This is a genomic window from Streptococcus sp. 2741, assembly GCF_013276315.1.
GTDB classification, from domain to species: Bacteria; Bacillota; Bacilli; order Lactobacillales; family Streptococcaceae; genus Streptococcus; species Streptococcus pseudopneumoniae.
This window is the reverse complement of the sequence record NZ_VMKU01000017.1, coordinates 1-20,316: the sequence shown is the minus strand read 5'-3', so window position 1 is coordinate 20,316 and position 20,316 is coordinate 1. Positions and strand designations below refer to the sequence as shown.

Annotated in this window: 17 protein-coding genes; 14 read left to right on the top strand and 3 right to left on the bottom strand. The window is 40.4% G+C overall.

The features are described from left to right. Positions 1-15 precede the first annotated feature (15 nt). The 6 genes from bglA (at position 16) to HT671_RS02195 (ending at position 9,225) form a co-directional block, all read left to right on the top strand. A complete protein-coding gene (gene bglA / locus HT671_RS02220; RefSeq protein ID WP_172923021.1) occupies positions 16-1,395 on the top strand; it encodes a 6-phospho-beta-glucosidase in 1,380 nt (459 codons plus the stop codon). Between the two features lie 191 nt (positions 1,396-1,586). Then, positions 1,587-3,395, top strand: a complete 1,809-nt coding sequence (gene glmS, locus HT671_RS02215; RefSeq protein WP_000334290.1) for a glutamine--fructose-6-phosphate transaminase (isomerizing) — start codon at positions 1,587-1,589, stop codon at positions 3,393-3,395. Positions 3,396-3,839: 444 nt separating this feature from the next. Next, complete coding sequence (locus HT671_RS02210; RefSeq protein WP_138703073.1) at positions 3,840-5,609, top strand: PTS mannitol-specific transporter subunit IIBC; 1,770 nt, start codon at positions 3,840-3,842, stop codon at positions 5,607-5,609. A gap of 23 nt (positions 5,610-5,632) precedes the next feature. Then, positions 5,633-7,588, top strand: a complete 1,956-nt coding sequence (locus HT671_RS02205) for a transcription antiterminator (protein WP_000927661.1) — start codon at positions 5,633-5,635, stop codon at positions 7,586-7,588. Between the two features lies 1 nt (position 7,589). Beyond that, positions 7,590-8,027 carry a PTS sugar transporter subunit IIA gene (locus HT671_RS02200; protein WP_000764147.1) on the top strand — a complete coding sequence of 146 codons (438 nt, stop codon included), beginning with the start codon at positions 7,590-7,592 and terminating at the stop codon, positions 8,025-8,027. A gap of 61 nt (positions 8,028-8,088) precedes the next feature. After that, a complete protein-coding gene (locus tag HT671_RS02195; RefSeq protein WP_138703072.1) occupies positions 8,089-9,225 on the top strand; it encodes a mannitol-1-phosphate 5-dehydrogenase in 1,137 nt (378 codons plus the stop codon). Positions 9,226-9,253: 28 nt separating this feature from the next. Here HT671_RS02195 and HT671_RS11520 read toward each other — a convergent pair whose 3' ends face one another. After that, positions 9,254-9,421 (bottom strand): hypothetical protein, encoded by a 168-nt coding sequence (locus HT671_RS11520; protein ID WP_240153261.1) that lies wholly within the window; start codon positions 9,419-9,421, stop codon positions 9,254-9,256. A gap of 55 nt (positions 9,422-9,476) precedes the next feature. On the opposite strand from HT671_RS11520, the gene HT671_RS02185 reads away from it, so the two are divergent. The 5 genes from HT671_RS02185 (at position 9,477) to HT671_RS02165 (ending at position 13,844) form a co-directional block, all read left to right on the top strand. Beyond that, positions 9,477-10,526, top strand: a complete 1,050-nt coding sequence (locus HT671_RS02185; RefSeq protein WP_000229792.1) for an LLM class flavin-dependent oxidoreductase — start codon at positions 9,477-9,479, stop codon at positions 10,524-10,526. Between the two features lie 206 nt (positions 10,527-10,732). Continuing rightward, on the top strand, positions 10,733-11,740 hold the full coding sequence (locus HT671_RS02180; protein WP_000202171.1) for a uroporphyrinogen decarboxylase family protein: 1,008 nt from the start codon (positions 10,733-10,735) through the stop codon (positions 11,738-11,740). Between the two features lie 9 nt (positions 11,741-11,749). Then, complete coding sequence (locus HT671_RS02175; protein ID WP_000823549.1) at positions 11,750-11,953, top strand: hypothetical protein; 204 nt, start codon at positions 11,750-11,752, stop codon at positions 11,951-11,953. Between the two features lie 2 nt (positions 11,954-11,955). After that, entirely contained in the window at positions 11,956-12,954 is a 999-nt protein-coding gene (locus HT671_RS02170) for a uroporphyrinogen decarboxylase family protein (RefSeq protein WP_050222822.1), read from the top strand. An 11-nt stretch (positions 12,955-12,965) separates the two neighbouring features. Then, entirely contained in the window at positions 12,966-13,844 is an 879-nt protein-coding gene (locus HT671_RS02165) for a transporter substrate-binding domain-containing protein (protein WP_000039542.1), read from the top strand. On the opposite strand, the gene HT671_RS11515 is transcribed toward HT671_RS02165, so the two are convergent. Continuing rightward, the gene (locus tag HT671_RS11515) at positions 13,822-14,007 is read right to left on the bottom strand and encodes a chlorohydrolase (protein WP_078929755.1); all 186 of its coding nucleotides are present in this window, start codon (positions 14,005-14,007) and stop codon (positions 13,822-13,824) included. The genes HT671_RS02165 and HT671_RS11515 overlap by 23 nt on opposite strands. A 22-nt stretch (positions 14,008-14,029) precedes the next feature. On the opposite strand from HT671_RS11515, the gene HT671_RS02155 reads away from it, so the two are divergent. Genes HT671_RS02155 through HT671_RS02145 form a run of 3 tightly spaced genes read left to right on the top strand, consistent with a single transcriptional unit; the run spans position 14,030 to position 16,222 of the window. Beyond that, positions 14,030-14,722 (top strand): amino acid ABC transporter permease, encoded by a 693-nt coding sequence (locus HT671_RS02155; RefSeq protein ID WP_004256697.1) that lies wholly within the window; start codon positions 14,030-14,032, stop codon positions 14,720-14,722. Positions 14,723-14,725: 3 nt separating this feature from the next. Beyond that, positions 14,726-15,448 (top strand): amino acid ABC transporter permease, encoded by a 723-nt coding sequence (locus tag HT671_RS02150; RefSeq protein ID WP_000362517.1) that lies wholly within the window; start codon positions 14,726-14,728, stop codon positions 15,446-15,448. A gap of 9 nt (positions 15,449-15,457) precedes the next feature. Beyond that, positions 15,458-16,222 (top strand): amino acid ABC transporter ATP-binding protein, encoded by a 765-nt coding sequence (locus tag HT671_RS02145; RefSeq protein WP_000942261.1) that lies wholly within the window; start codon positions 15,458-15,460, stop codon positions 16,220-16,222. A gap of 75 nt (positions 16,223-16,297) precedes the next feature. Here the strand turns inward: HT671_RS02145 and spuA are convergent, their stop codons facing one another. Next, entirely contained in the window at positions 16,298-20,158 is a 3,861-nt protein-coding gene (gene spuA / locus HT671_RS02140) for an LPXTG-anchored pullulanase SpuA (RefSeq protein WP_101514417.1), read from the bottom strand. Positions 20,159-20,316: the final 158 nt, after the last annotated feature.

The window sequence follows — 20,316 nt, the reverse complement described above, 5'->3', positions numbered from 1 at the left end:
TAAAGAGGTAAATGTATGCTAAGATTTCCAAAGGATTTTGTCTGGGGATCCTCTACTTCTGGACCACAAACAGAAGGACGTGTAGCTGGTGACGGTAAGGGAGATAATCTCTGGGATTATTGGTACCGAGTGGAGCCAAATCGATACTATAATGGGATTGGTCCAGATAAAACATCGACCTTTTATGAAAATTGGGAACAGGATATCGACCTCCTGTTAGAAACTGGTCACACGGCCTTTCGAACTTCTATTCAGTGGTCACGGATTTTTCCACAAGGACGTGGAAAAGTCAATTCTCAGGGTGTAGATTTTTACCGTAAGGTTTTTGAGGCTATTAAGGCCAAAGGGATTCGTCTGTTAGTCAATCTTTATCATTTTGATTTGCCTTTTGCCCTTCAAGAGGATGGGGATGGTTGGGAAAATAAGGCGACAGTCTCAGCCTATGAAGACTATGCTCGTTTTTGTTTTGAGACTTATGGAGATTTAGTGGATCAATGGATTACCTTTAACGAGCCAATCGTTCCAGTAGAATTTGGCTATTTTTACGATGCCCATTATCCACATAAGGTGGATGCAGAGGTAGCGGTTAAAGTAGCTTATTATACACAATTGGCCAGCAGTCGGGCGGTTAAGGCCTGTCATGAACTCTTGCCTGATTCCAAGATTGGGATTGTCTTAAACTTGACACCGGCTTATCCACGTAGCCAGCATCCTGCTGATGTCAAGGCGGCTCGTATTGCGAACCTTTTTCAGGCCCAATCTTTCTTAGATCCGTCTGTTTTGGGGACTTATCCACAGGAGTTGGTAGAAATCTTGCATGAATACGGGCTCTTGCCTGATGCTACAGAGGAGGAGTTGGAGCTCATTCGTGACAATACGGTGGACTTCCTTGGTGTCAACTACTATCAACCTTTGCGTGTTATGGCTCCTCGATTTGCGAAGCATCCAGAGAGTCCACTCTTACCAGAACATTTTTATGAGCCTTATGTGATGCCTGGACGTAAAATTAATCCTCACCGTGGCTGGGAGATTTATGAGCAAGGGATTTATGACATTGCCCAAAATATCAAGGAAAACTATGGCAATATTGAGTGGATGTTGACAGAGAATGGTATGGGTGTTGAAGGGGAAGAAAAATTCCGTGAGAATGGAATGATTCAAGATGATTACCGTATTGACTTTGTAAAAGGTCATCTTCGCGAACTTTACCGTGCTATTGAAGACGGAGCCAATTGTAAGGGCTACTTAATTTGGACCTTTATTGACTGTTGGTCATGGCTCAACAGCTATAAAAATCGCTATGGTTTGGTTGAATTGGACTTGAAAACGCAAGAACGCCGTCTGAAGAAATCAGGGCACTGGTTCAAGGAATTAAGCGATAATAATGGATTTTAAAAAGGACTCTGACTGATTATCCTAATTGGTCAGAGTTTTTTGTTTACAAGAAGTTAATGTGAACTATACCAATTTTTACTCTTGACAAGTGAAAAAAACAAGTATATACTGTTTTTGCTGATTCTATAAAAGAAGAATTAGACTATACCAATTTTAAGGAGAAAGCACAGCTTGTCTGTGTCGTATATACTATGTGTGGAATTGTTGGTGTTGTTGGAAACACAAATGCAACTGATATTTTGATTCAAGGGCTTGAAAAGCTTGAATACCGTGGCTATGATTCTGCGGGAATTTTTGTCCTAGGTGGTGCTGAAAATCATCTGGTCAAGGCGGTTGGCCGTATTGCAGAATTGTCTGCTAAGACAGCTGGTGTGGAGGGAACAACTGGTATTGGACATACTCGTTGGGCGACTCACGGAAAACCAACGGAAGACAATGCTCACCCACACCGCTCTGAGACTGAACGTTTTGTCTTGGTGCATAACGGGGTGATTGAGAACTATCTTGAAATCAAGGAAGAATACCTTGCGGGGCACAACTTCAAAGGGCAAACAGATACGGAAATCGCCGTTCACTTGATCGGAAAATTTGCGGAAGAAGATGGCTTGTCAGTTCTTGAAGCTTTCAAAAAAGCTCTTCACATCATCCGTGGTTCTTATGCTTTTGCCTTGGTTGACTCACAAGATCCTGAAGTTATCTACGTAGCTAAGAATAAATCACCACTTTTGATTGGTCTTGGAGAAGGCTATAACATGGTCTGTTCAGATGCTATGGCTATGATTCGTGAGACTAATCAATATATGGAAATTCATGACCAAGAGTTGGTAATCGTCAAGGCAGATAGCGTAGAAGTTCAAGACTATGATGGCAATCGTCGTGAACGTGCTAGCTATACTGCAGAACTTGACTTGTCAGATATCGGTAAGGGAACTTATCCTTACTACATGCTCAAGGAAATTGACGAGCAACCAACGGTTATGCGGAAACTTATCCAAGCCTACACAGATGAGGCTGGTCAAGTTGTCGTAGCCCCAGCTATTATCAAGGCTGTTCAAGACGCAGACCGTATCTACATCCTTGCAGCTGGAACATCTTACCACGCAGGATTTGCTTCTAAGAAAATGTTGGAAGAATTGACAGATACGCCAGTTGAACTTGGAATCTCATCTGAGTGGGGCTACGGTATGCCACTTCTCAGCAAGAAACCACTTTTCATCTTTATCAGCCAGTCTGGTGAAACAGCGGATAGCCGTCAGGTTTTGGTCAAGGCTAATGAAATGGGAATCCCAAGCTTGACAGTGACAAATGTCCCAGGTTCAACCCTTTCACGTGAAGCTAACCATACCATGCTCCTTCACGCAGGTCCTGAAATTGCCGTAGCCTCAACCAAGGCCTATACAGCGCAAATTGCAGCCCTTGCCTTCCTTGCAAAAGCAGTCGGAGAAGCAAATGGCAATGCCAAAGCGCAAGCCTTTGATTTAGTTCATGAGTTGTCAATCGTAGCTCAGTCTATCGAATCAACTCTTTCAGAGAAAGAAACCATTGAAGTCAAGGTTCGTGAGCTACTTGAAACAACTCGTAACGCCTTTTACATCGGACGTGGTCAAGATTACTACGTAGCCATGGAAGCAAGTCTCAAACTTAAAGAGATTTCTTACATCCAGTGTGAAGGCTTTGCGGCAGGAGAACTCAAGCACGGAACTATTGCCTTGATTGAAGAAGGAACACCTGTTTTGACTCTCTTGTCAGATCCAGTCCTTGCCAACCACACTCGTGGAAATATCCAAGAGGTGGCAGCCCGTGGTGCAAAAGTCCTCACTATCGCAGAAGAAAATGTTGCTAAAGAGACAGACGATATCGTCCTTACGACTGTACACCCTTACCTCTCACCAATTTCAATGGTCGTACCAACACAATTGGTCGCTTACTTTGCAACCCTCCACCGTGGTCTTGATGTGGACAAACCACGTAACCTTGCTAAATCAGTAACGGTAGAATAGAATCTATGAATATACGGGCGTAAAGCCATAGGTTTATCCTATAAGGTTTTACAGCCTATTTTTTATGTTACAAATGATGATAGGGGTTTACTTTTCAATAATTATAGCAGATTGAATTTAGAACAGTACACAGGAATACTAAAATATTTCTAGAAATTAATTTGAATTTTCCAATTGATTTGTTCGTATCTTATTTCAAACTACTATAAAAAGAGGAAGCTGGGCAAAAACTCAATTTGAAGAGAAAATTCAGTAAATCTTTCCATGATAAAACGCATCATATTAAGGTTTTGTACACCTGATATGATGCGTTTTATCATTTTTAAGCCTTTTTGCCCAGCCTCGTCAAAAGTAAAGTTTTGGCACAAAATCTGTGACAAAACTTTAGTTTTAAAGGTTTTTAACTTTGTATATACTAGTTTTAAGAAAAGGAGGATGATCCTAATGGAAGAAAAAGTATCATTGAAAGTCAGAGTTCAAAAACTAGGGACATCGCTTTCAAATATGGTTATGCCCAATATTGGAGCATTTATTGCTTGGGGAGTGTTGACTGCCCTCTTTATCGCTGATGGCTATCTGCCAAATGAACAGTTAGCTACTGTTGTTGGTCCTATGTTAACGTATTTATTGCCAATCCTGATTGGTTACACAGGTGGATATATGATCCATGGTCAACGTGGTGCCGTTGTAGGAGCTATTGCTACTGTTGGTGCAATCACAGGTTCTAGTGTTCCTATGTTTATCGGAGCTATGGTAATGGGCTCACTGGGAGGATGGACTATCAAGAAATTTGATGAAAAGTTCCAGGAAAAAATTCGTCCCGGATTTGAAATGTTAGTTAATAATTTCTCAGCTGGTCTCGTTGGTTTTGCATTATTGCTTTTGGCTTTCTACGCAATCGGTCCAGTCGTATCGACTCTTACTGGAGCTGTTGGGAATGGTGTTGAGGCTATTGTTAATGCTCGCCTCCTTCCTATAGCTAATATTATCATCGAACCGGCTAAAGTCCTTTTCCTCAATAATGCCCTCAATCATGGCATTTTTACTCCTCTGGGAGTAGAACAGGTAGCTCAAGCTGGTAAGTCAATTCTCTTCCTATTGGAAGCTAATCCTGGACCAGGCCTGGGAATTCTATTAGCTTATGCTGTATTCGGTAAAGGTTCTGCTAAATCTTCTTCTTGGGGGGCAATGCTTATTCATTTCTTCGGAGGGATTCATGAAATTTACTTTCCTTATGTTATGATGAAGCCTACTCTATTTTTAGCTGCTATGGCAGGAGGTATCTCTGGAACTTTTACTTTTCAACTCTTAGACGCTGGTCTTAAATCTCCAGCTTCACCAGGTTCTATTATTGCGATTATGGCTACGGCGCCAAAAGGCGTTTGGCCCCATCTAAATGTTCTTCTAGGTGTTTTAGTGGCAGCAGTTGTTTCTTTCCTTGTAGCAGCCCTTATTCTTCATGCAGACAAGTCAACTGAGGATTCGCTCGAAGCTGCTCAGGCGGCTACCCAAGCAGCTAAGGCTCAGTCTAAAGGTCAGTTAGTATCAACTTCTGTTGATGCAGTTGTTTCGACAGACTCAGTGGAAAAAATCATTTTCGCCTGCGATGCTGGTATGGGAAGCTCTGCTATGGGAGCTAGTATTCTTCGAGATAAGGTTAAAAAAGCAGGTCTAGAGATTCCAGTATCTAATCAGGCAATCTCAAATTTGCTTGATACACCAAAAACATTAATTGTTACTCAGGAAGAACTGACACCAAGAGCTAAAGACAAGAGTCCAAGTGCTATTCATGTTTCTGTTGATAATTTCTTAGCGTCCCCTCGTTATGATGAAATTGTAGCTTCATTAACAGGAGCTTCTCCAATAGCAGAAATTGAAGGAGATATACCAACTTCAGCATCAGTAGATAGTCAGGAAATTGACCTTAACCATATTGATGCTGTAGTAGTTGCTTATGGTAAAGCACAGGGATCTGCAACTATGGGCTGTGAAACGATTCGGGCTATCTTTAGAAACAAGAATATTCGTATTCCAGTTTCTACTGCCAAAATTTTAGAATTAGGTGAATTTAATTCTAAAAACATAATGATTGTAACAACTATTTCTTTACAGGCAGAAGTGCAGCAAGCAGCACCGAATTCTCAATTTCTTATTGTGGATAGTTTAGTAACAACACCAGAATATGACAAAATGGCTGCTAGAATGTACAAATAGAACTAGAGGTTTCTAAATTACGAATGCTATTAACCAAACGAGAAGAACAATTATTGAAGGCTTTCCTACATGTAGGGAAGCTTTCAATGCAAGATATGACTGAAATCTTACAGGTTTCATCTAGAACAATTTATCGAACTTTATCAGATTTGACAGATAGCATGGAGCAATATGGAATCGAAATAACGAAGCATGGGAAATACTATATTTTGACTGGAGAGTTGGATGATTTGCCGACAGAACTTGAAGTGTTAGTTGAGTATAGTCCCCAAGAAAGACAAGAGTTGATTACCTATCGCCTTCTGACTGAGAGTGGTTTTGTCACCAATGAAGCATTGCAAGAGTGCACGAAAGTCAGTAATGTAACTATTATTCAGGATATTTCAGATATTGATAAGCGTCTTTTAGACTTTGATCTGAAAATTGAACGACAAAAAGGTTATCGGATTTCTGGTGATTCAGTTGGTAAGAGAAGATTTTTGGCTATTTTACTGACAAACTGTATCTCAGTAGCAGATTTTTCAACCGGTAATTTTGGGAGCTTTGATATTTTAGAAGCAGATAGAACTAGGCTGGCCAGTCAGATTGTTAATAAGCAACTGTCAGGTTTTCCAGATATGGATGCTAGGATGAAGATGTTTTTTGCGATCTTGTTATCTCTTATAGGTCAGGAGCAAAACATTGAAAATTCACCTAATACTAGTAAGCAGGCTTTGGAAATTTCTCAAAAAATTTTTCAAGCTTACTCTAAGCAGACTGCACAATTTTATAGTATTCAGGAAATTATCTATTTTGCGAGCATCTTGGATGAATTAATCATTAAACGTCAGGACAATCCGCTCTTTACGGAGAAATTTGATGGTGAATTTTTCTACAATATTTCAAATCTGATTGATACGGTTTCCATGTATACCAAGATTGACTTTTTTAAGGACAAGGTTTTATTCAATTTTCTTTTCCATCATATTCGGCTCAGTTTAGGCGTCCCTATCCTTTTTCAGGGTGAAAATTTGCCAGAATCTGTCCAGATTTTAGTTGAAAGGAATAAATTTCTTTATACAGTCATCAGTCTTTTAGTGAATGATATTTTTCCGAAATATCTTCATACAGAGTATGAGTATGGCATGATTGCCCTACATTTTATCTCTAGCTTAGGCCGTAGTCCAGAGATTTATCCAGTCCGTGTTTTGCTTTTAACGGATGAACGTCGGGTCACTAGAGATTTATTAGTCAGTAAAATTAAGAGTGTTGCTCCTTTTGTAGAGTTGATAGATATTCAGTCTCTAGTAGATTACCACAGTATTGATCTCAGTCAGTATGATTATATTTTATCTACCAAGCCGCTGACTAATCAGGAAATCGATGTAATTTCTAGTTTTCCAACCGTCAAAGAATTGCTTGAATTACAGGAACGACTTCAGTATGTACAGGCACATCGTACAATTGTCGCGCGTGATGCTATCGCTCCAGAGAAAAGTTATGACTTGCAAGATTATTTAATATCTAGTAGTCAGCTTTTGAGTCAATTCGAGTTGGTTCAATTGGAGAATAATCAATCATTTGAGCACACGGTAGAACAAATCATCCAATATCAGAAGAATGTGAGTGACAGAGATTACCTAACAAGAAAATTGTTATCTCACTTCCAGAATAGTCCTATGGCTATTCCTAATACTGGTCTGGTGCTTTTACATAGTCAGTCTAGCAAAGTAACAACAAATAGTTTTACTATGTTTGAACTCAAACTACCTATCTCCGCATTGTCAATGAAACGAGAGGAAGAAGAGGTCAAAAGGTGTCTGCTAATGCTAATGTCTAAAGAAGCTAGCGAGGAAGCGAGAGATTTAATGACAGCTATTAGTCAGTCGATTATTGAAAATCATCTTTATACAGAGATTTACAAGACGGGAAATCAATCCATTATTTATCAGATGCTAAATACTATTTTTAACGAAAAAATTAAGAAATTGGAGAACTAATATGAAACTTGAAAAACATTTGATTAAGCTTAATAAACAATTTTCTAACAAGGAGGAAGCTATTTGTTATTGTGGGCAAGTTCTTTATGAGGGTGGATATGTTAATGAAGACTATATTGAAGCCATGATTGAGCGAGATAAAGAGCTATCTGTTTACATGGGTAACTTTATTGCCATACCGCATGGAACAGATGCAGCAAAAAAGGATGTACTCAAGTCTGGTATTACAGTCGTTCAAGTCCCTAGAGGGGTTGATTTTGGGAATGTATCTAACCCTCAAGTGGCAACGGTTCTTTTTGGTATTGCTGGTATTGGTAATGAACACTTAGAAATTATTCAGAAAATTTCTATCTTCTGTGCAGATGTAGATAATGTTCTTAAACTAGCAGATGCTCAGTCAAAAGAGGAAGTATTGCGCTTATTTGATGCTGTTGAATAATTGAATTTCGTCATTTGTCATCTAGTATATATGTCCCTCAAATAGGAAAAGGAGAAATTGAATGAAACATTCTGTTCATTTTGGTGCCGGTAATATCGGTCGTGGTTTTATAGGTGAAATTCTATTTAAAAATGGTTTCCATATTGATTTTGTGGATGTCAATAATCAGATAATTCATGCTCTAAATGAAAAGGGCAAGTATGAAATTGAAATTGCACAGAAAGGACAGTCTCGTATAGAAGTAACTAATGTGGCTGGCATTAATAGCAAAGAACATCCTGAGCAAGTCATTGAAGCGATTCAAAAGACGGATATTATTACTACTGCAATCGGACCTAATATACTCCCTTTTATCGCTGAACTTCTAGCCAAAGGAATCGAAGCTCGCCGAGTTGCAGGAAATACACAGGCATTGGATGTTATGGCCTGTGAAAATATGATTGGCGGGTCTCAATTTCTTTATCAAGAAGTCAAGAAATATTTAAGTCCGGAAGGTTTGACATTTGCTGATAACTACATAGGTTTTCCAAATGCTGCAGTAGACAGGATTGTTCCAGCACAAAGTCACGAAGATTCCCTTTTTGTTGTGGTCGAACCCTTTAATGAATGGGTCGTGGAAACCAAGCGTCTTAAAAATCCAGATTTACGTCTAAAAGATGTGCATTATGAAGAAGATTTAGAACCCTTTATTGAGCGAAAACTTTTTTCAGTCAATTCTGGACATGCAACTTCAGCTTACATTGGTGCGCATTATGGTGCCAAGACAATTTTGGAAGCTCTTCAAAATCCTAATATCAAATCTCGGATTGAATCTGTATTAACTGAAATTCGGAGTCTCTTGATTGCCAAATGGAACTTTGATAAAAAAGAATTGGAGAATTATCACAAAGTCATTATAGAACGGTTTGAAAATCCTTTCATAGTGGACGAGGTTAGTCGCGTAGCTCGTACTCCAATCCGAAAATTAGGCTATAATGAACGATTCATCCGGCCGATACGTGAATTGAAAGAACTCAGTTTGTCATATAAAAACCTACTTAAAACAGTTGGCTATGCCTTTGACTATCGCGATGTAAATGATGAAGAAAGTATTCGATTAGGTGAATTGTTGGCTAAACAATCAGTCAAAGATGTTGTTATACAAGTTACAGGTTTAGACGACCCAGAATTGATTGAGCAAATTGTAGAGTATATTTAATCTTTTTCGAAAATCTCTTCAAATCAGGTTAGCATCCATCTGCAACCTCAAAACAGTGTTTTGAGCTGACTTCGTCAGTTCTATCTACAACCTCAAAGCAGTGCTTTGAGCTGACTTCGTCAGTCTTATCTGCAACCTCAAAACAGTGCTTTGAGCAGCCTGCGGCTAGCTTCCTAGTTTGCTCTTTGATTTTCATTGAGTATTAGAATAATTTTTCAAATTGGAGGACAGAGTAGATAGGGATAATGGATATGGTAGAATTGGGAATTTCAACATTTGGGGAAACAACGGAGCTTGAAGGGATTGGGCAAACTTACAGTCATGACGAACGCATTCGCCAGTTGCTAGCAGAGGTTGAACTGGCTGACAAGGTTGGTTTGGATGTGTATGGGATTGGTGAGCACCATCGAGAGGATTTTGCAGTATCAGCCCCAGAGATTGTCCTGGCAGCTGGGGCAGTCAATACCAAGAAAATCCGTTTGACCAGTGCAGTCAGCATTCTCTCGAGTATGGATCCGATTCGCTTATTCCAACAATATGCCACTATCGATGCTTTGTCAAATGGACGTGCGGAGATTATGGCTGGAAGGGGTTCTTTCACGGAATCATTTCCTCTGTTTGGCTATGATTTGAAAGACTACGAAGCCCTTTTTGATGAGAAATTAGACTTGCTCCAGTTAGTCAATGAAAAGACAAAGCTAGACTGGAAAGGTCGATTGACCCAAACGATTGCTGGTAAAGAAGTTTATCCTCGTCCAGTTCAGGACAAATTACCCTTGTGGATAGCGACAGGTGGTCATGTCGAATCAACAGTAAAGATTGCTCAGGCAGGCCTACCGATTGTCTATGCCATTATTGGTGGTAACCCTCGTTATTTTAAAAAGTTGATTCAGGCTTATCGTGAGATTGGGAGCGAAGCAGACCATGCCAGTCAGGAACTAAAGGTTGGGGTCCATTCTTGGGGTTGGATTGCTGAAGATGGCGAGCAGGCTGTGAAAGATTATTTCCATCCGACCAAGCAAGTAGTGGATGCTATTTCCAAAGACCGTCCACACTGGCAAGAATTGCGTTATAAGCAATATTTGGAGCAGGTAGGATCAAATGGCGCCATGTTTGTGGGCAATCCAGATCAGGTGGCCGAAAAATTGATTCGCATGATTGAAGACTTAGGTTTGGACCGCTTCATGCTCCATCTACCGCTTGGTTCCATGCCTCATGAACAAGTCCTGAGAGCTATTGAACTCTTCGGCACACAAGTGGCTCCCAAAGTCCGGGCTTACTTTGCCATGAAAGAGGCTTAATAAAAAATACTAATCAGGCTGATAAAAAATCTATATAACAACTATTTTAAAAAAGCAATAAACAGAAAAAAATCTCTGAAAANNTTTTCAGAGATTTTTTTCTCTATTGATATAAACAATCCCAATCAAGTCGATAGTCAATATATATTGGGAAAAGGTCAAAAGGAGTGGTAAGATGGTTTCAATCCAAATGGAAGGAGAGAAGTATGACAAGTAAAAGAGAGCTAGTTTTTAGAGCTATTCGAGGAGAAGAGGTGGAACGGGTTCCTGTTGGCTTTTGGTTTCATTTTGTAACACTGGAGGAAAAAGGACAAGGTTTAAATAATCCACGTATCTTTCAAAAAAGTGTAGAGGGACATCGGAAGTACGTTGAAAGAATCCATCCTGATTTTGTCAAAATGATGAGTGACGGATTTTTCATTTATCCAAGTAATGTCTACAGTCCTAAGGTTACAAGTCTTCAGGAGTTAGCTTCTATTGAGTCGATTGGTGAAAACCATCCTTGGATTCAGCAACAAGTAGAAGTGGTAGAGGCTATTCGAGCAACCTTCACTGAGGACATTGCATCATTTTACAATATTTTTTCTCCGATCTCCTATTTGAAAAGGTGGTTTCGTACAGAGACTTCTAGAGGTGATAAGGAGGTTTCAGATCTTTTTCTTGAAAATCCAGAGCTATTCAGGGATGTTTTAGACGTGATAGCTGAGGATATCGCTATCCTAACTAAAAAAATCATTCAGGATGGTGGAGCAGATGGAATCTATCTCAGTACACAAGAAATTCAGGATGAGCGCATCACAGCAGAATTGTATCAGACCTATATTGAGCCAAGTAACATAAAGGTTTTAGAAGCTGCCAATCAGGTAGGTGGGGTAAATATCCTGCATATCTGCGGTTTCCAAGGTGCCAGTAACAATGTGACTATTTTCAAAGATTATCCAGCCCAGGTTTTCAATTGGGCAACCCACCATGAAGCAGTCAGTTTACCTCAAGGTCAGGAGCTATTTCATGGCAAAGCGGTCTTGGGTGGTTTTGAAAATGGGAAGCAGAGCCTGCTTTATGGAGGTAGAAAGGCTGCACTACAAGAGGAAACCAAACGATTGTTGGCTGAAGCTGGGACTAGAGGAGTCCTTCTTGGAGCGGATTGCACGGTTCCAGATGACTTTGAATTAGAAAGATTGGACTGGATTCGTCAGGCTGCTATGTTAGAATAGGAGAGCCTTATGAAAAGAAAAAAGTGGCTATTGGTAGGGACGGCCCTCGGCTTTGTCATCTTACTTGCGATCAGTCTTACAAAGGGACTTGCTTGTAAGGAAGGGCCAAGATGTCATGGGATTCAGGATTTTCAGAAGAGAAGTCTTCCCTTTATTCAAACCAATGATATTGCCAGTGTTTTATTAGTTGAAAAAGAAAGAAATGGAAAATAGAGATGTCAGAAAAAAGAGACTGGGTTTTAAAAGCATTTAGAGGAGAAGTGGTTGGCCGTGTACCTGTAGGTTTTTGGCACCACTTTACATCAGAAGAGGAATGGTTAAAGGGATTTTCCAATCCTGTGATTATTGAAAAGAACATACAAGGTCACAAACGTTTTATCCGTGACCTACATCCAGACTTTATCAAGTTGATGAGTGATGGCTATTTTGCTTATCCAAATCCAGTTATTGCTAAAGGGAAGTCACTCCAAGAGCTGTCGGAGGTTCAACCTCTGGGTAAAGATCATCCGTGGATTAGAGAGCAGGTAGAATTAGTGAAGAAGATTAAGCAGGAGTTTACGGAAGATATTGTTGCTATTTACAATATTTTTGCGCCTGTGACCTACCTCAAATGGTTACTTGGAGAAGTGTCTGGTGGAGATGATCTCATTGCAGATTTCTTAGTTCAAGATTCTCAGAAATTGAAAAAAGTCCTTGATGTGATTGCGCAAGATATCGCTAGCTTGAGTCAAGCTATTATTAAAGATGCAGGAGTAGATGGTATTTATCTCAGTGTGCAAAGTATTCAGGATGCGCGTGTTTCTGCTGAAGCCTATCAGGAGATTATTGAGCCGAGTGAACTGACTGTTTTAAATGCGGCTAAGTCGGTTGGTGGGGTAAATATCCTTCATATCTGTGGCTATGAAGGAGCTCGAAACGATATTCATATCTTTGCAGACTATCCAGCTCATGTTTTTAACTGGGCAGTTGGTCCAGAAGGGATTAGTCTAAAAGAAGGTCGTGAGATTTTCAAGGGTCGTGCTGTTCTGGGAGGATTTGAAAACGGTAAAGATGGCCTTCTCTATCGAGGCAGTAAGGAAGAAATTCAGGCTGAAACCAAACGATTGGTAGAAGAAACAGGGAAAGATGGCCTCATACTTGGAGCAGATTGTACCATTCCAAACGATATTGCAGTGGAGCGTATCCAGTGGGTGAGAGAAGCAGTAGCTAAATAAAGGAGAAGAATATGAGTAAGAAAACATGGATTGTTGGTGGAGTTGCGGTTGTGGCAGTGCTTGGAGCAACGATTATTGGTAGGACTTTGTCGGGAGCATCTGCTAAAGGTGCAGATGCAGCTTCGTCTGGACAAGTAACAACTTTAAAAGTTGCCCATACTCAAAACTATGTCCCTTATGATTTTATTGACGAAAAAGGGGAATCAGATGGTTATGAAGTCGCTGTTTTAAAGGCGGTGGATGAGAAATTAGCAGATTATAAATTTGAGTATACTGGAACTAGTGATGATGATCTCTTGATTGGACTTGAGTCTGGCAAGTACGATATTGGAACTAAAGGTGCTTGGTATACAGATGAACGGGCTAAGAAATTCATTATTCCATCTGAGCCAGTAGGAGCCAGCATTATTGGTTTTACTGTCAGAAAAGGAGATGAAGCTAAATATAAGAATATTGATGATTTCGCCAAAAATAAAGGGAAATTAGTACCCATCTCTCCTCAAAATGCCCAGTGGAATGTGATTAATAGCTATAATGACAAGCACAAGGATACACCAATTGAGTTGACAGCTGCTGAATCTTTCAAGGTGGCAGATGCTTATGCTTGGGTTTTAGAAGGACGTTATGATGCTTTCTTTGACATCAAGTTGTCTTTTGAAAAAGCAGTGACAGCAGAGGATGGTTCTTACCACCAATATGCGGACAAACTTAGCTGGTTCCCTTATAAAGGAATTCCAACCTATCCCTTGATTCACCGTGATGAAAAGGGTGAGAAGTTTGCTAAAGAGTATGAAAAAGCGATTAAAGAATTAAAAGAAGATGGAACTCTAGCTAAACTTTCTCAAAAATACTTCAAAGAAGATGTTTTTAGCTACGTTGATAGAGATTAGATGAGCAGTCAGGCGTGTTATACTCTTCGAAAATCTCTTCAAACCACGTCAACGTCGCCTTGCCGTAGGTATGGTTACTGACTTTGTCAGTTCTATCCACAACCTCAAAACACTGTTTTGAGCAATCTGCGGCTAGTTTCCTAGTTTGCTTTTTGATTTTCATTGAGTATTAGAAAGAGGTTTACATGGTTTCATATGACTTTTCAAGAGTGTTCCAATTTTTACCCACCTTATGGCAGGCTCTTCCGATGACCTTGTCCATTCTCTTTTTTACTACAATCCTTGGTTCCCTTTTCGGTGGCTTACTGGCTTGGGCTCAAGTGGGAGAAGACAAGACTTTTGCAGGTCTTTCTAAGGGCTATATTTTCACTCTTCGCTGTACTCCCCCCATTGTCTTACTGTTTTTAGTTTTTTATGGTTTACCTGAATTTTTAAAATGGTGGCTGAATTTAGATATCAACAACTGGTCTAAGACGGTCTTCGTCTTATTCACCATGGTCTTGCTATTTGCGGCTATCATTGCAGAAGTATTTAAGGCGTCCTATCAGGCAATTCCCAAAGGTCAGATGGAAGCTGGAGTCAGTATTGGTCTGACCCCTAGTCAGACATTTTGGAGAATCATTTTTCCTCAGGCTTTTCAAGTGGCTCTTCCAAATATGACGACCGCTATTCTAAATTTGATGCGGGACGCTGCCCTAGCCTATACGATTGGTTTTGTGGATGTCATGGGAGCTGGGAATCTCTTAATCAGTCGCAATTTGGGGAATTACTCTCTTGAAACCTATACAGCGGTTGCCATTCTTTATTGGGGTGTAGCCTTGGCTGTTTCCTTCTTGAGTCGCTTGTTAGAAAAATCTTTGGAAACGAAAGGGAGATAGGATATGGATTTAGACTATATTGCGAAAACTTTTTTAGAGACCTTAAAAGGGGTGCCAACCACCTTAATCATTATGATTGTAGCCATGGTCTTAAGTTTTGGACCAGCCTTGTTTTTAGCTCTGGGACAAATATATAAAGTCAAAGGTGTTCGAACTTTCTCTCTCGTGTATCTAGCTTTTATAAGAGCAACACCTCCGATTTTGCTGATTCTTTTCTTTTATAGTTTGTTTCCGAGTTTGCTCAATCAATTTCTCAAAAGCATAGGGAGTGATGTTGATATCTTTAAACTCAATCCGATCTATTATGCTTTTATTATCTATAGTTTGATGACAACAGGTAGTTTATCAGAAATCTTACGTTCGGCTATTTTGACTGTGGATAAGGGACAATTAGAAGCTGCACAAGCGATTGGTTTAACCACTAGTCAGGCTTATGTGAGGATTGTTTTTCCACAGGCCTTGCAATCAGCCTTGCCCAATCTGGCTAATCTAGTCATAAATATTGTAAAAGGAACCTCTTTGGTCTTTGTGATGACCATTAAGGATATTACAGCAATTGCCCGTGTTGAAGCGTCTTATGGTTATCAGTATTTTGAATCCTATTTTGTGATCTTTTTACAGTACATTCTTATTTGCGGATTGATTCAATGGGGCTTTTCAATCTTAGAGAAACGCTATATTCAAAGAAGAAAGGGACAAGTAGTGCCCAGTACAGGTTTAGCATAGGAGGAGACAATGTTACAAGTAGAACATGTTGCAAAAAAATTTGGAGACAGACAAGTCCTGGGAGATGTTAATCTCAAGGTCAACCAAGGGGATGTGGTTGTAATATTGGGGCCATCTGGATCAGGTAAAACGACTTTTCTCAGATGTCTCAATCATTTAGAAAAAGCCGATAGTGGCTCTTTGAAGCTTGCTGATAAAGAATACGACCTTGGAAAATTGACTAAAAAAGATATTTTAGAAATTCGCAAGAAGACTGCTTTCGTTTTTCAACATTATAATTTATTTGCTAATAAAACGGCCTTGGAAAATATTTTGGAGGGCTTGATTATTGCTCGGAAAATTCCTAAGGAAGAAGCAACAAAACGTGCGGAAGCTGCCTTAGAAAAAGTTGGTTTACTAGCTTATAAAGCTTACTATCCCTCTCAGCTTTCTGGAGGCCAGCAACAACGAATCGGTATTGCGCGTGCCATTGCTGTGAAACCAGAGGTCATTTTATTAGATGAGCCAACATCGGCCTTGGATCCAGAGTTGGTAGGGGATGTTTTAGATGTTTTAAAACAGTTAGCTAAAGAAGGAGTTACTATGGTAGTAGTGACTCATGAGATGGGTTTTGCTAGAGATGTAGCCAATCATGTTATTTTTATGGACGGTGGGAAAATTGTTGAAGAAAATAATGCCCATGATTTCTTTAGTCGTCCAAAAGAAGAACGAACCAAGCAATTTTTGGCACGAATACTCTCGGATGCGACCTATAGTGTAGAATATATGATTTGATAGATAGGCTTATCAGGGCAAAAATCAATCCCCCGAGCGTTAAGGCTTGGGGGATAGTTCTATAGGAGGGCTAGTTTAGTTCTCTTTTTTATTTTTTAGTAAGAAACCGAGACCAAGGAGCGCAAGGAGGCTGATTCCTGCAAATAGGAGTTTGTTTTCGTTTTTGATTCCTGTATTTGGAAGTTCAGCTTGTTTATCTGGGGTTGCAGGTATATTTTCCTTGCTAGAGTTTTCTACCGATTCGTTTCGAACCGCTTCTTTTACAGATGATGCTTGTGCTTCTTGTGCTGGTTGTGAAGCTTGTGAACCAGTTGTAGCTTGGCTAGGTTTATTTTCTGCATCAGCTACTGTTGCAGATGGTTTAGTAGAATCAGGTTTAGCTTCTGGAGCTGGATCTTGATGTGCAGGGTGAGAAGCTTCATTTTGATGTTCAGGCTTGGAAGGGGTTGAGTCTGGTTTCTCTTCTGCAGTTGACTCATGGCTAGTTCCATTTTGAGAGACTCGAAGAACAGTGGCTGTAAGGGCATTCAATTTCAAGCCTTTTTCAGTCCATTCAAGTCCTTGAGGGTTGGCAATTCCGACTGGTCCTGCTTGGTTTTCATCTGCTAAAACTTCAGCATTTCTGAGGTGGGCAAAGGCAGTTCCCAAGTTAAATTCGCGAGCTTTTTCATCCGCATTGACAAAGACTGCGTAGATATCACCGTTTGGAGCAGTGATTTGGTAGCCAATCACTACATCCTCTTTTTCCACGCCATTTTGACCTGGGACAGTGATGAGGTGGACACGGTCTTTGATATCTTGGAGACTTTTAAGTCGGAAGGCATCTGTAGATTGACGAAGGGCAATCAACCCTTTCATATAGTCACGGCTCTTGACATTTTCAGGATATGCTTTTCCATCTGTAGCCTTAGTCCAGTCAAACTTGTTAATAGCATCACTCGAATCGTAAGAGTCATGGATGAAGTAAGGATAGTCAAATGGATTGCCATCCTTATCACGCAACAAGTGAGATTTGTTTGGTTGTTTATCCTCTGCTACTGGAGTCTTGTAGGCCGGGTCACGGAATTGTTTGGTACGCCCGTATTCCTGACCAGAGTGGATAAACGGAGTTCCTTGAGCTGTCAAGACCATGAGGTTTCCAAGTCGCAAACGACGGTGGATTTCAGCATAGTTCTCAGCCTTGCTTGGGTCTTTTTTGATAGACTGGGCAATGATGTCAAAGAGGGTCAAGTTATCATGGGCTGCGATGTATTGGATGACATCTCCAGGACTGTCTGCTTCAAAGTTGGTTGGTTGAGCAATGAGATTTTTGAAGATAGTGTTGATATCACGCTTGCCACCTGTGATAAAGGCAGGTTGACCTTCGTTTGGATAACCAGACTTGAGGTTGTTACGGATGTCATCTGAGAAGACAGCGACAGTATCGGTATGTTTCATCCAATCTTGGTCAGCAGCTTTAGTAGGCATATTTTCATCACCAGCATAGGTTCTCCAACCTTCACCAAGCATGATTAGGTTTGGATTGAGGGCGCGTGCAGCCTTGTAAGCTTCTTCGATAGAAGCGGCGTCATGGTCTCCCATCATATCGAAACGGAAGCCATCCACTTTGTAGGTATCAACTAGATATTTGATAGAGTCAACTAGGATCCGTTTGCTCATATGGTGGGTTGTCCCCAAGCGTCCACCACCAAAGCTAGTTCGAGGTGTCCCATCAGCATCCATAAAGTGGTAGTAGTTTGGTTCTAAATCTTCAAAGAGATCGACTTTGGCTGTATGGTTATAAACTACGTCTAGGATAGCTCCCATGCCACGTTTGTGGATTTCGTTGATGAGGTTTTTAAATTCTGCGATTCGTTTTTCTGGATTCTTAGGATCGCTTGAGTACATACCAGTCAATGAGAAGTAGTTTTGAGGGTCATATCCCCAGTTGTAGTTGCTGTTGCTTGAAGCATAGTCAGACAAGCGTTCATGGTTTTTCAATTCATTGACAAAGTAGTAAGACAAGACTGGAAGGAGCTGGATGTGGGTCACACCTAAGTCTTTGAGGTAGTCTAGTTTTTCAATAAAGGCTTCAAAGGTACCAAATGGTTTGGTCAAGTCTTTTGCAATGGCAGGATCTGAAGTGAAATCACGCACATGAGCTTCGTAGATAACGGCGTCTTCACGAGTCTTGAAATTGTGAATCTTACCATAAGTTAAGTCTTGAGGTCCGAGTTTAGCTGGATCTACAAAGGCGGCTTTAGCCACTTTATGGGCATCGTCAATCTTGGCATCGTCGCTATTCCAAGCAGCAAGAGATTTAGCGTAAGGATCGAGTGCAAGAACAGTTTTACCTTGACGCTCGATTTGGTATTGATAGTAGTATCCAGTGAAATCGGTGATTCCGAGTTTGTTTGTGCTGTCTAGAGTTTGTTTCCAAGTTCCTCTTTCCCCTTTTTCAAGAGCGACAGTTCCAACTACTTTGTCAGGGTCATTCTTGTCGTAGACAACGACAGAAACCTTATCAGCACTTGGTGACCAGAGGGTCAAATCAACTTGTTTTCCTTCTTCTTTAAGATCAGCTCCAAGTTTACCATCATAGCTGTAAGCCTCATCTTTCAGGCGCCAGCTTGTTTTGGTAGTGAATTGGCCGGAATTGTAGCTAACAGTATATGGGTGTTTTGTGTCAGAGAAATCTCCGCTGTAGGTCACTTTTTTACCAGCTTCATCTATTGCAACATCGGTGATAGCTACTTTATTTCCTAGGTGATTAGTGATGTTGGAGTGTTTGAGGATATCCTCTTTTTTAGCACCGACAAGTGTTGAAAAACTACTTTCAATGCTAGAAGTTCCTACGTGTTGGGCCCCTGTCATGCGGATATCATGGACATAGTATGGATTTGTGTAAATTGATTCGTCATCGTCTTTTAGGAAAATTTGGCTATGATTTTTCAAATCTGTAAACTTATAATCTTCTTTACGGATTTTCACGTCGTCTCCTTCTTTGCTCTCATCTAGTAATAAAAATCCAAATTCTCTTGCGGCTTCATTAAGAGGAATGTCGATATAGCGGCCATATTTGCCTGTAGCCGTAAAGTCTGTTCCGTCAGGCCATTGAGCGCTACTTGGATTTTTCACATCTCCCCAGTACCAGAGAGATTTCTTGTCATAGTTGCCATCTGTGCGGTAGTAGTTGACGCGAACAGTTCCTGCAGGCTGTGGCTCGTAAGAGAAAACCTTGTAATCTTGGTCTAACCAAGCCTCGTTCATTTTTGGAACTAGTTTTTCTATAGATTTATCGCCGGTTAGATTTTTTCCAGCTGTATTGTTGATGAGGAAGCTAATTTTCTTGGCTTCTTCTCCCTTTAATTTGACATCTAGGTAATAGCCGTAGTCATCTTTTTTGGCATCCTTGAAGGACAAGGCTCCGTTTGGCCAATTTTCAGATGGTTTTTCAACATCGTCCCAAGTCCATAGTCCTTGAGCATCCTTGTTTTTTTCAGGAAGTTTTTTGACATGGATACGGAAGTAGTTATCTTCGATGGGCTCTTCTGCCTTAGTTTCAGTCGTTACTGGACTAGTGGAAGTAGTTGTCTCACTTGAACGATCTTGTCCAGTTTGTGGTGCTGGATCGGCTGGGCTTGCAACAGGAGTGGTCGCCTCTGTTGCAGGTTTTTCTTCTTTCTCTAGGGAAGCGCTTGCATTATTAGGTGAAGAAAAATCGCTTTCTTTCTTACCAGTGCTAGTTGCTGTATCAGTAAGAGGCTGGGCAAGGGCAGTAGTAGTTTCACTATTATTTGCGTTAGTGGTTGGTGTACTTTCGTCTGCTGAGATAGTTGGTGTAGCCATGGCAAGCAAGACAAGGCTTGCGCCGATAAGGACAGAACCAGTTCCATTTTTGAGGGAACGGATGCTGTAGACCATTTTTTTCTCAGTTTGAGCTGGTGTTTTTCTCATGATGATTCTCCAATCAATAAATTTCTATACCAGTATAGCATGTAGTAAAACAATATGCAAGCGTTTTCTTTGGTTTGTCAAAGAAATTCTTACTTTTGAGAAGTTTTCCGTATTATTTTATATATCAGTATAAATAATGGAAATAATACTCAATGAAA